The 11581-nt window shown below is 73.3% G+C and carries 11 protein-coding genes and 1 tRNA gene; 4 read left to right on the top strand and 8 right to left on the bottom strand.

Annotated features, from left to right (window positions below):
- Positions 1-29: 29 nt before the first annotated feature.
- From ACFWJO_RS22720 to ACFWJO_RS22710, 3 genes are read right to left on the bottom strand one after another with little or no spacing between them, the layout of a single operon-like run.
- Positions 30-944 carry a carbohydrate ABC transporter permease gene (locus tag ACFWJO_RS22720; protein WP_386867763.1) on the bottom strand — a complete coding sequence of 305 codons (915 nt, stop codon included), beginning with the start codon at positions 942-944 and terminating at the stop codon, positions 30-32.
- Positions 854-1828, bottom strand: coding sequence for a carbohydrate ABC transporter permease (locus tag ACFWJO_RS22715; protein ID WP_386867752.1), 975 nt, complete (start codon positions 1826-1828; stop codon positions 854-856). Before ACFWJO_RS22715 ends, ACFWJO_RS22720 begins: the two co-directional genes overlap by 91 nt.
- A gap of 4 nt (positions 1829-1832) precedes the next feature.
- Positions 1833-3182 (bottom strand): ABC transporter substrate-binding protein, encoded by a 1350-nt coding sequence (locus ACFWJO_RS22710; protein ID WP_386867750.1) that lies wholly within the window; start codon positions 3180-3182, stop codon positions 1833-1835.
- A 141-nt stretch (positions 3183-3323) separates the two neighbouring features.
- On the opposite strand from ACFWJO_RS22710, the gene ACFWJO_RS22705 reads away from it, so the two are divergent.
- On the top strand, positions 3324-3896 hold the full coding sequence (locus tag ACFWJO_RS22705; RefSeq protein ID WP_386867748.1) for a GNAT family N-acetyltransferase: 573 nt from the start codon (positions 3324-3326) through the stop codon (positions 3894-3896).
- 234 nt (positions 3897-4130) lie between these two features.
- A complete protein-coding gene (locus ACFWJO_RS22700; protein WP_386867746.1) occupies positions 4131-5009 on the top strand; it encodes a glycosyltransferase family 2 protein in 879 nt (292 codons plus the stop codon).
- Positions 5010-5115: 106 nt separating this feature from the next.
- Here ACFWJO_RS22700 and ACFWJO_RS22695 read toward each other — a convergent pair.
- The 4 genes from ACFWJO_RS22695 to ACFWJO_RS22680 form a co-directional block, all read right to left on the bottom strand.
- Positions 5116-5188, bottom strand: a tRNA-His gene (locus ACFWJO_RS22695).
- Positions 5189-5330: 142 nt separating this feature from the next.
- Complete coding sequence (orn, locus tag ACFWJO_RS22690) at positions 5331-5933, bottom strand: oligoribonuclease (protein ID WP_386867744.1); 603 nt, start codon at positions 5931-5933, stop codon at positions 5331-5333.
- A gap of 132 nt (positions 5934-6065) precedes the next feature.
- Complete coding sequence (locus ACFWJO_RS22685; RefSeq protein ID WP_386867742.1) at positions 6066-7238, bottom strand: helix-turn-helix domain-containing protein; 1173 nt, start codon at positions 7236-7238, stop codon at positions 6066-6068.
- Positions 7239-7545: 307 nt separating this feature from the next.
- The gene (locus ACFWJO_RS22680) at positions 7546-7950 is read right to left on the bottom strand and encodes a hypothetical protein (protein ID WP_386867740.1); all 405 of its coding nucleotides are present in this window, start codon (positions 7948-7950) and stop codon (positions 7546-7548) included.
- Positions 7951-8273: 323 nt separating this feature from the next.
- Here ACFWJO_RS22680 and ACFWJO_RS22675 point away from each other — a divergent pair, with 323 nt between their 5' ends.
- Positions 8274-8795: a universal stress protein gene (locus ACFWJO_RS22675; protein ID WP_384409196.1), complete on the top strand. Its 522-nt coding sequence runs from the start codon at positions 8274-8276 to the stop codon at positions 8793-8795.
- A 211-nt stretch (positions 8796-9006) separates the two neighbouring features.
- A complete protein-coding gene (locus tag ACFWJO_RS22670; RefSeq protein ID WP_386867738.1) occupies positions 9007-9567 on the top strand; it encodes a GPR1/FUN34/YaaH family transporter in 561 nt (186 codons plus the stop codon).
- Between the two features lie 128 nt (positions 9568-9695).
- Here the strand turns inward: ACFWJO_RS22670 and glmS are convergent, their stop codons facing one another.
- On the bottom strand, positions 9696-11513 hold the full coding sequence (gene glmS / locus ACFWJO_RS22665; RefSeq protein ID WP_386867736.1) for a glutamine--fructose-6-phosphate transaminase (isomerizing): 1818 nt from the start codon (positions 11511-11513) through the stop codon (positions 9696-9698).
- Positions 11514-11581: the final 68 nt, after the last annotated feature.

Below are 11581 nucleotides of genomic sequence, written 5' to 3'. Positions count from 1 at the left end.
CCTGTCCGGCGGATCAGGGTCGGACACCCCTAGCCCTTCACCGCGCCCCGCATCACCCCGCCCACGATCTGCCGGCCCAGCACCGCGAACACCAGCAGCAGCGGCACCGTCCCCAGCACCGCGCCCGCCATCACCACCGACTGGTCCGGGATGTAGCCGCGCCCCAGACCCGTCAGCGCCACCTGCACCGTCGGACTCCCCGTCTGGGTCAGCACGAGCACCGGCCAGAAGAAGTCGTTCCAGGCCGCCACGAACGTCAGCGCCCCCAGTACCGCCATCGCCGGCCGCGCCGCCGGGAACACCACGTGCCACACGATCCGCAGCGCCCCGGCCCCGTCCACCCGCGCCGCCTCCACCAGCTCGGCCGGCAGCGCCCGCACCAGGTGCTGGCGCATGAAGAACACCCCGAACGCCGACACCAGACCCGGCAGGATCACCGCCTGCAGCTCGTCCGTCCAGCGCAGCCGGGCCACCAGCAGAAACAGCGGCACGACCCCCAGCTGCGGCGGGATCAGCATCGTCCCCACCACGAGGGCGAGCAGCGCGCCCCGGAACCGGAACCGCAGCCGCGCGAACGCGAAGCCGGCGAGCGTCGCCACGAGCACCGTGCCCGCCGCGACCACCGACGCCACGAGCGCCGTGTTCGCGAGCGCCGCGCCCAGATGGGCGTCGGTCCACGCGATGCCCAGATTGCGCGGCAGGTTGCGGCCGAAGCGCAGCGGCGGCGGCGTGTGCGCGAGCCGGGTCGTCGTCCGGGAGGCCGCGACCGCCGCCCACAGCAGCGGGAAGAGGGAGACGGCGGCGAAGAGGAGCAGCAGGACGTACGTGCCCCAGCCGGCCCGTGCCGTACGCATCAGTCCGCCTCCCCGGGCCCGGCCGCCGCCCGCGACCGGACGAGCCGCGCCGCCCCGAACACCACGAGCAGGATCAGCAGCATCACCCAGGCGATCGCCGAGGCCCGCCCCAGATGCAGGTTCACCCACCCCTGCTCGTACAGGTAGAGCCCCAGCGTCTGGAACTGGTGGTCCGCCCCGCCCGACGCCCCCGCCCCGGCCCCGAACAGCAGCGGCTCGCCGAACAGCTGGGTCGCCCCGATCGTCGACACGACCACCGTGAACACGATCGCCGGCCGCAGTCCCGGCAGCGTCACGTGGACGAACTGCCGCCACCGCGAGGCCCCGTCGAGCGCCGCCGCCTCGTACAGCTCGCGCGGCACGGTCTGCATCGCGGCGAGGTAGACCAGCGCGTTGTAGCCGGTCCACCGCCACACGACGATCGCCGACACCGCGGCCTTCGACGCCCACGGCCCGTTCTGCCAGTCGACCGGGCCGACGCCGGCGACCGACAGGACCCAGTTGACGAGACCGTGGTCCCGCCCGAAGAGCAGCGCGAAGACGAGCGTCGCCGCGGCCACGGAGGTGGCGTACGGAGCGAGCGCCACCACACGGAAGAACGCGCGCCCCCGCAGCCGTACGTCGAGGAGGTGCGCGACCCCCAGCGCGAGCAGCAGCTGCGGCACCGTCGACAGCACGCCGATCACGAAGGTGTTGCCCAGGGCGTTCCAGAAGAACGGATCGCCGGCGAGCCGCACGTAGTTCCCCGGCCCCAGCCACTCCCAGCGGTCGAGCGAGGTCAGCTCGACCCGGTGCAGCGAGGCCCACCCGGTGTACAGCAGCGGGAACAGGCCGAACGCCCCGAAGAGCACGAAGAACGGCGCGACGAAGCCGTACGGGACCCAGCGGCCGCGCCGCACGGCCCGGCGGACCGGCGCTTCGGGTGTGGCCAGGGCGGTCGCGGGCGGCGCCCCGTGCGCGGGAACGTCGGTCACCGTCTCACCGGTCCAGCGCGTTGTCGATCGACCGCAGCGCTTCCGCCCAGGCCTCGTCCGGGTCGCGGCCCGCCTGGTCGACCTGGAGCATGCCCACGTCGGACAGGTGCTGGGCGACGAGCCCCTCCTTCGGGCCGACCGGGGCCGTCGGCACGCCCCGCGCCGCCGCCGTGAAGAGCGCGCCCACCGGGGCGTCGCCGAAGTACGGGTGGCGGGCGGACGCCACCGCGGGCACGGCGTGGGCGGCCGAGGTGCTCGGGAAGCTGCCGCGGAGCGCGAACACCCGGGCCTGCTGGGCGGGGGCGGTCAGCCACGCGGCCAGGCGGGCGGCCTCCGCCCGGTGCCGGCCGGCCCGGGGGACGACGAGGAAGGAGCCGCCCCAGTTGCCCGGCCGGGGCGCCGCGGCCACGTCCCAGCGGCCCGCGCCCGCCGGGCCCGCCTTGTCCTGGATGTAGCCGAGCATCCAGGCCGGGCAGGCGACCGTCGCGAAGGTCCCGTTCGCGAAGCCCTGGTCCCAGCCGGGGGTGAACTGCTGGAGCCGGGCCGTCAGCCCCTCCCGGGCGAAGGCGGCGGCCAGGTCCCAGGCCTCCCGGACGGCCGGGTTGGTGCCGACGACGAGGGTGCCCCGCCCGTCGTAGAAGCGCAGCGGGCCGCTGCTGATGACCGCCGCCAGCACGCCCGACGCCGAGTCGGTGAACGCGGCGCCGTCCGGTGCCCGCGCGGCGAACCGCCGGCCCACGGCGAGGAAGCGCCGCCAGTCCCCGGCCCACAGCCGCCCCACGGCCTCCCGCCCGGTCGGCAGCCCGGCCCGGGCGAACAGGTCCTTGCGGTAGCAGACGGCCTGCGGGCCGATGTCGGTGCCGAGCCCGACCGTCCGGCCGTCCCGGCCCGTGCCCTGCGCCCACTTCCACGGCAGGAACGCCCCCCGGTCCACCCCGGGCGCCCTGCCCAGGTCCACCAGGCGGTGGCCCTGCGTGCCGACGACCTCGGCGATGTTGCCGATCTCCACGGCCTGTACGTCGGCGAGTCCGGAGCCGGTGACGAGATGGGTGATCAGCTGCGGGTAGTAGTTCTCGTTGCGCTCGACGGACGTCTGGCGGACCGCGACGTCCGGGTGCAGCCGCATGTACGCGTCGTAGAGCCCGGCCTCCTTGAGCCCGAAGGACCCGAAGACGCCGACGGTCAGCGTGACCGGCCGCCCGGCCGGGTCCACGCCGCCGGCACCGGCGGGGCGCGGCACGGGCGGGTCGGTGGCGCAGCCGGCGGTGAGCCCCGCGGCGAGGAGGAGGGCGAGGACGAGCGCGGTGACGGGCCGGCCGGCGAGGCCGCCGCTCCCTCTCGTGCGCCTGGACATGGCGCGACCGTAGTGCGGCCCGCGCGGCCGTCGGGGGACAGCTCGCCGGGGCCGCGGAAGTCGCTCCGCCGCGCCACCCGGGCGGGCGAAGGAGCACCGTGGGAGGGTGACGGAAGAGAAGGGGAGAGAGGGGAGAAGGGGATGACGATCGAGGTGCGGCCGGCCTCGGACTTCGCCGACACCGCCGCCGTCATCGGCCCGAAGTCGCCGACGGCCACCGTCTGCTGGTGCCTGAGCTACCGGATCCCGTCCGCGCTCAACAACGAGCTGCGCGGCCCGGCCCGGGGCGAGTACGTCGCCGGGCTCTGCCGCGGGGCGGTCCCGCCGGGTGTCCTCGCGTACGACGGGGACGAGCCGGTCGGCTGGGCGGCCGTGGCGCCGCGCGCCGAGACGAGCTTCGCGCGCAGCCGGAAGATCCCGCACGTCGACGACCTCCCGGTGTGGTCGCTGTGGTGCGTCAGGGTGCGGCCCGGGCACCGCGGGCAGGGCGTCTCGCACGCGCTGATCGCCGGCGCCGTCGAGTTCGCCCGCGAGCGGGGCGCGCCCGTCGTCGAGGCGTATCCGCTGGACAACGGCGACGCGCGGGTCGACCTGACCATGGCGTATCCGGGACTGCGCGGGAACTTCGAGCGCGCCGGCTTCGTCCACGCCGCCGACACCACCTCGGTCCTCGCCGGTCATCCCCGCGTCCTGATGCGACGCGACCTGCGCTGACCCGGGACGCCCTGCGCGCCCCGCCCGCCCCGCCCGGCCGGCCCGGCCCGGCCCGGGCGCGGCCACGGCCACGGCGGCGACGGCTGCGGCTGCGGCTGCGGCGACGGCGATCACGGCTGCGACGGCGATCATGACGGGCGGGCGTGCGCCGCGTGCCGTCCACGTGAACGGACGGGGACGCGGGCCCGTTAGCATCGCGGGACCCGGGATGGTGATCGACGGACGGAGTGGGTTGTGGCGCGACCGCGTGTGGGTGTGGCGGTGCTGACGATGGGCACGCGCCCGAAGGAGCTGCGGGCGCTGCTCGATTCGGTGGCCGCGCAGGACGAGCCGGCCACCCGGGTCGTCGTGATCGGCAACGGCGCGGGGACGCTGGCCGATCTGCCGGACGGCGTGCACGGGGTGGAGCTCCCGGAGAACCGCGGGGTGTCCGGCGGCCGCAACGTCGCGATCGAGACGCTCCGGTCCTTCGGCGACGTCGACGTCCTGGTGGACCTCGACGACGACGGCCTGCTCGTCGACACGGACGTCTTCCGCCGGCTCGTCGACCTGTACGAGGCGGAGCCGAGGCTCGGCGTGGTCTCCTTCCGCATCGCGGACGAGAACGGCGAGACGCAGCGGCGGCACGTGCCCAGGCTCGGCGCGAAGGACCCGATGCGGGGCGGCGAGGTGACCACCTTCCTCGGCGGCGGCCACGGCCTGTCGATGCGGATGCTCGACCGGATCGGCGGCTGGCCCGAGGACTTCTTCTTCACCCATGAGGAGACCGACCTCGCCTGGCGCGCCCTCGACGACGGCTGGACCGTGCGGTACGCGCCGGAGCTGCTCCTCCAGCACCCGAAGACCAGCCCGGCCCGGCACGCGGTCTACTACCGGATGACCGCCCGCAACCGGGTGTGGCTGGCCAAGCGGAACCTGCCGGTCCCGCTCGTTCCCGTCTACCTGGGCGTGTGGACGCTGCTGACCCTGGCCCGCACCCGCTCCCTGCCGGGCCTGCGCGCCTGGTTCGCCGGCTTCTTCGAGGGCGTCCGCCGCTCCGGCGGCACCCGCCGCCCGATGCGCTGGTCCACGGTGTGGCGCATGGGCCGCCTGGGCCGCCCGCCGGTGATCTGACCCGGCTCCTTCTCGGTCCCGTCCCTCCCGGGGCGGGACCGAGGCGTACGGAACAGGGAAACGACCGAGGCCCCGGTTCTTCCGAACCGGGGCCTCGATCTCTCAGGGTGAGTAACGGGACTCGAACCCGCGACATCCTGGACCACAACCAGGTGCTCTACCAGCTGAGCTATACCCACCACGACCGGTCATTCGCCCGAGGGCTTCCCTGACCGGCCGAGAAGAAGTCTACAGGGTCCGAGGGGGTGCTCGCGCACACGTTTTCCCCGAGGGGGTCCGGTGGGCGCGAGCGGCTTCCCGGCGAGGGCCGGGGGCCGGTGCCTACTCGGCCGGGAGGACGTGCCGGGCCGCGATCTGCCTGGCGGTCTCCGAGTCCGGGCCGGGCTGCGGCACGAAGATCGCCTCGCGGTAGTAGCGGAGCTCGGCGATGGACTCGCGGATGTCGGCGAGCGCCCGGTGGTTGCCGTTCTTCTCCGGACTGTTGAAGTACGCCCTCGGGTACCAGCGGCGCGCCAGTTCCTTGACCGAGGAGACATCGACGATCCGGTAGTGGAGGTGGCTCTCCAGGGCGGGCATGTCCCGGGCGAGGAAGCCGCGGTCGGTGGAGACCGAGTTCCCGCACAGCGGGGCCCGGCCGGGCTCCTTGACGTGCTCGCGGACGTACGCGAGGACCTGCGCCTCGGCGTCGGCCAGGGTGGTGCCCTCGGCCAGCGCGTCGAGCAGGCCCGAGGCCGTGTGCATCTGGCGCACGATCTCCGGCATCGTCTCCAGGGCCGCCTCGGGCGGGCGGATCACGATGTCCACGCCTTCGCCGAGCACGTTCAGTTCCGAGTCGGTGACCAGTGCGGCCACCTCGATGAGTGCGTCGTCCGTCAGCGAGAGCCCGGTCATCTCGCAGTCGATCCACACCATGCGATCGTTCATGCGTCCTACCTTATGGCCGAACGCGGAGCGGAACCGCAGGATGGCCGAAGGGCCCCTCCAGGAGGTGTCCTGGGGAGCCCTTCGGTTTTTTCTCGGTGCGCGGCTTGTGGCTCGCGCGGCTCACGGGGCCGGTTACGGCGCGCTGCGCTGGCCCGGGAGGGCCGGGCGGCCGCCCGTGAAGGCGTCCGACGGCGGCTTTCCGGGCTCCATCAGGTGCCCCGGGCGGCGCGGGACCGTCTGGGCCTGCGCCGGGACGACCGCGTCGAGGACCGCCGTGGCGCCCTCGCCCTGCGGCCGCCGGGCCCGGTACGCCGCCCGGTAGGCCGCCGGCGAGGAACCCAGCTGCCGCCGGAAGTGGCCGCGCAGGGCCACCGGCGAGCGGAAGCCGCAGCGTCCCGCGACCTCGTCGACCGAGTAGTCGGAGGTCTCCAGGAGCCGCTGTGCCTGGAGCACCCGCTGGGTGATCAGCCACTGCAGCGGCGCCGAGCCGGTCAGCGAGCGGAACCGGCGGTCGAACGTACGACGGCTCATGTACGCCCTCGCCGCCAGGGTCTCCACGTCGAACTGCTCGTGGAGGTGCTCCAGCGCCCAGGCGACGACCTCGGCCAGCGGGTCGGCGCCGATCTCCTCGGGTAAAGACCTGTCGAGGTAGCGCTCCTGACCGCCGCTGCGCCGCGGCGGGACGACCAGCCGGCGCGCCAGGGCGCCCGCGGCCTCCGTGCCGTGGTCGGTCCGCACGATGTGCAGACAGAGGTCGATTCCGGCCGCGGTGCCGGCCGAGGTCAGCACGTCGCCGTCGTCGACGAAGAGCTCCCGCGGGTCCACGTGGACCGACGGATAGCGCTTGGCGAGCGTCGGCGCGTACATCCAGTGCGTGGTCGCCGGGCGGCCGTCGAGCAGGCCGGCCGCGGCGAGGACGAACGCGCCGGTGCACAGACCGACGATGCGCGCGCCCTCCTCGTGGGCCCGGCGGAGCGCTTCGAGCGCCTCCGGCGGCGGCGGTGAGGTGATCGAGCGCCAGGCGGGCACCACGACGGTGCCGGCCCGGCTGATCGCCTCCAGGCCGTACGGCGCGGAGAGTTCGAGCCCGCCCGTGGTCCGCAGGGGGCCGTCCTCGCCGGCGCATACGAGCAGTCGGTAGCGTGGCACCCCCGCGTCCTGGCGGTCGATGCCGAAAACGGAGAGCGGGATGGAGCTCTCGAAGATGGGGCCACCGCTGAACAGCAGTACCGCGACGACTTCGCGACGGCGGCGCCCGGACAGCTTCCGTGCCGCCTCCGGTGCGGCGGAGTGGTCCTGGCTCATGACGCTAAGCCCCCCTCGGTGTTGGCGTCTCCCTGGTCGTGTCGCTGTGCCACGTTTCCCCTCGGTTTTGCGCGAGACCCCAGTCTTCGGTATCCATGATCGAATCTACTGCGTCCCGTGGCGCCCGAGCGACAAGTTCTCCTTCCGGCACATTGTCGACATGGGCACTTGGCGTGAAGCGTTCGATCAGGAAGCCCAGTCCAGGGCGGTGATGCCTGGACCTACGCGGGTTGAGCGGTCTTCGGCCATGCTCCGGCCGGGCACAGGAACTTGGCTGAAAACATACGGGATCGGCTGTGCGACCCTGTCAACTCCGCGAGTGGCGCTCGGCCCGCAGACCCCGTTCGGAGCGCCGCAGCAGCACCCGGCAGGCCGCCGTCACGGCGGCCAGGCCGAGCGCGGTGCCGGCCGCGCCGCCCAGTGAGGTGCCGTAGACCACGAGGACGACCGGGACGAGCGCGCAGCAGAAGACCGCCCAGCGGACCACGTCGCTCGCCGCGTCCGGCGCGGTGCCGCCGCCCGGCGTCCCGTGCTCGCCGGAACCGCCCGGACCGCCCGCCTCCCGCGCCCGGCGGCGCCCGCGCGGACGGGGGGCGCGGGGGCCGGCGGGGGCGGCGCCGGGGGGTGCGAGGAAAGCGGTGACCGTCTCGGCGGAGGCGAGGGCGGCGGGGTCGAGGCGGTCGTCGGTGTCCATGGGCGACGGTGCGGGCACGGGCGGGCTCCCTGCGACGGTGGCGTTGACCTGTGGGAACGAGGAGCGGAACGTTCCGGTCACTGCGCGGGGCGTCCGTTTGGCCCCCGTTCGGACTCCTGTAGGGCACATCCGGCATTGCGCTACGGCGCGGGGCTCGTGCATGCTCCCTGGAACGCCGTAACGGCGCCCGGCGGCCGCCCCTGGGCACGAGAGGAGTGTCGCCGTACCCTTGGGGGTATGGGCTTGGGAAGATGATTCCCGGACACAGCTCCGCCGCCAACCGTTGTTCCGCTCCCCGTCCTGCCCGTCCCTTCCAGAGGACCCTCTTCGCCGAGACACCGATGGCCGGTCACGAATTCCCCGAACCCGCGGACCGCAAGCGCGTCGCCGACTCCACGGTCGACCCCCTCGCGGTGGAACAGCCCCGTCACGCCTGCGACCCGGCCTTCCGGCACGGCGTCGTCGTCGGATTCGACGGCTCGACGTCCAGTGAACGAGCCCTCGCGTACGCCATCGGCATGGCCCGCCGCTCCGGATCGGGCCTGATCATCGTGCACGTCGCCAACCGGCTGCCCACCACCGTGTGGGCCGGCTGCGAGCCGCCGGTCTTCGTCGACGTGCCGGACCACCGCACCGAGGTCCTCGGCCTGGAGCTGGCCTGCGCGGAGCACCTCTCCGAGGTGCCGTGGATCCTGGTCGAGCGCGGCGGCGACATCTGTCACGAGCTGGAAGAGGTCGGCCGGGAGTACTCCGCCGACGCGATCGTGGTGGGCTCCACGCACGGCGTGGTCGGGCGGATCTTCGGCTCGGTGGCCGGCCGGCTCGCACGGCGCGCCCAGCGCCCGGTCGTCGTCATCCCGTAGACACCGCGCTCCGGTCCCCCGCTCCGGTCCCGCGATCCCGTCGTCCCGTAACAGCGGCACCGCCGGTCCCTCGGGTCGCTGCCTCAACTCCCTTGTTCCGGCCATAATTTCGGCCTTCCTCAGGTGAATTGTGTGCTTGTGAAGGGTACATAAAGCTCACCGGAACAAAGCAGCCCAAGCAGCACAACTGCACACCTGAAGGGAGCCCGCCGTGTCCAATGACGCCACCGCGGGAAACAGCACCTCCACCCTCGGACACCTCGCACTCGGACTGACCCTGCTGGCCTTCGGCATCGGCTCCACCGGCGTGATCGACCACGTCGGCGCGGCGGACGCGGCCGGGCTCGCGACCTGGGTCGGCGGTGTGGCCCTGTTCCTCGTCGGCCTGCTCGCCCTGCGTGCGGGCAACACCGGTGAGGGCACGGCCTATTCGGCGCTCGGCGCCTTCTGGTTCACCTGGGGCACCGGCGTCGGCGACAGCGGCTCCGCCGAGGCCGCCGGTCTCTTCCTGCTGCTGTGGGCGCTCCTCGCGCTCACCCTGACCATGGCGTCGGGCGGCAGCGGCCTCTTCGGACAGGGCGTGTACGGGCTGCTCTTCGTCGCCCTGCTGCTGCTCGGCATCGGCGCCCTCGCCGACAACTCGGGCCTCGGCAAGGCGGGCGGCTGGGTGGCCGCGGTGGCCGGCCTCGCGGCCTGGTACGGCGCGACGGCGGCGGTGGCCGGCTGGCCGACCTCGCTGGCCCGCGGCTCCCGCGCCGCCGCGGCGAGCTGATCCGTACACCACGCGGAAAGCAGCGGTCCCCGTGCTCCTGGGAAGCACGGGGACCGCTGTGGTGTCCGGCCGACGCCGGGGGACAGGCCCGGCGGGCGGGGGTCCGGGGGACAGGCCCGGAGTCCCCGCTACTCGACCGTGACGGACTTGGCCAGGTTCCGCGGCTTGTCGATGTCGCGGCCCATGGCGAGCGCGGTGTGGTAGGCGAGGAGCTGGAGCGGGATGCCCATGAGGATCGGGTCGAGCTCGTCCTCGTTCTTCGGCACGACGATGGTGTGGTCGGCCTTCTCCTGCACCTGGTGCGCGACCGCGAGGATGCGGCCGCTGCGGGCCTTGATCTCCTCCAGGGCGGCGCGGTTCTTCTCCAGCAGGTCGTCGTCGGGGACGATCGCGACCGTCGGCAGGGCCGGCTCGATGAGGGCGAGCGGGCCGTGCTTCAGCTCGGAGGCCGGGTAGGCCTCGGCGTGGATGTAGGAGATCTCCTTCAGCTTGAGGGAGGCCTCCAGGGCGACCGGGTAGCCCCGGACGCGGCCGATGAACATCATCGACTGGGCGCCCGCGTACTCCTTGGCCAGCTTCTTGATCTCGTCCTCGGTCTTGAGGATCTCCTCGATCTGGCCGGGCAGCTTGCGCAGGCCCTCGATGATCCGCTTGCCGTCGGTGACGGACAGGTCGCGGATGCGGCCGAGGTGCAGGGCGAGCAGCGCGAAGGCGACCACGGTGTTGGTGAAGCACTTGGTGGAGACGACGCAGACCTCGGGACCCGCGTGGACGTAGACGCCGCCGTCGGCCTCGCGGGCGATGGCGGAGCCGACCACGTTGACCACGCCGAGGACGCGGGCGCCCTTGCGCTTGAGCTCCTGGACGGCGGCGAGCACGTCGTAGGTCTCGCCGGACTGGGAGACGGCGATGTAGAGGGTGTCGGGGTCCACGACCGGGTTGCGGTAGCGGAACTCGGAGGCCGGCTCGGCGTCGGCCGGGATGCGGGCCATGCCCTCGATGAGGGAGGCGCCGATCAGACCGGCGTGGTACGAGGTGCCGCAGCCGAGGATCTTGATCCGGCGGATCGAGCGGGCCTCGCGGGCGTCCAGGTTCAGGCCGCCGAGGTGCACGGTGGAGAAGCGGTCGTCGATCCGTCCGCGCAGCACGCGGTCGACCGCGTCGGGCTGCTCGGAGATCTCCTTGTGCATGTAGGTGTCGTGGCCGCCCATGTCGTACGAGGCGGCCTCCCACTCCACGGTCTCCGGGGTGGCGTTGGTGGACGCGCCCGAGGTCGTGTAGGTGCGGAAGTCGTCGGCCTTCAGGGTGGCCATCTCGCCGTCGTCGAGGGTGACGACCTGGCGGGTGTGGGCGACCAGGGCGGCGACGTCGGAGGCGACGAACATCTCCTTCTCGCCGATGCCGAGGACGACCGGGGAGCCGTTGCGGGCCACCACGATGCGGTCGTTGAAGTCGGCGTGCATGACGGCGATGCCGTAGGTGCCCTCGATGTGCTTGAGCGCCTCGCGGACCTTCTCCTCCAGGGAGTCGGCCTGGGAGCGGGCGATCAGGTGGGTGATGACCTCGGTGTCGGTCTCGGAGGCGAAGACGACGCCGTCGGCCTCGAGCTTGGCGCGCAGCTCGGCCGCGTTGTCGACGATGCCGTTGTGGACGACGGCGACCTTGTTCTCGGGGTCGAGGTGCGGGTGGGCGTTGACGTCGCTCGGGGCGCCGTGGGTGGCCCAGCGGGTGTGCGCGATGCCGGTGGTGCCCGCGAAGCGCTTGGGGACGCGGGCCTCGAGGTCGCGGACCCGGCCCTTGGCCTTCACCATCTTCAGGCCGGAGGCCTTCGGGCTGGTGACGACGATGCCGGCGGAGTCGTAACCCCGGTACTCGAGCCGCTGCAGTCCTTCGAGCAGCAGGGGAGCGACGTCGCGCTTGCCGATGTAACCGACGATTCCGCACATAAAGGTGTCAGTCCTCCAGAAGTCAGTGGGTGTGCCCGGCCGGGCGACCGAGGGGGCGGGAGCCCCGG

Origin of the sequence: Streptomyces sp. NPDC127092, from assembly GCF_042722475.1 — a bacterium.
GTDB lineage: Bacteria > Actinomycetota > Actinomycetes > Streptomycetales > Streptomycetaceae > Streptomyces.
The sequence above is the reverse complement of the archived record's forward strand: the minus strand, read 5'-3'. Positions and strand labels throughout refer to the sequence as shown.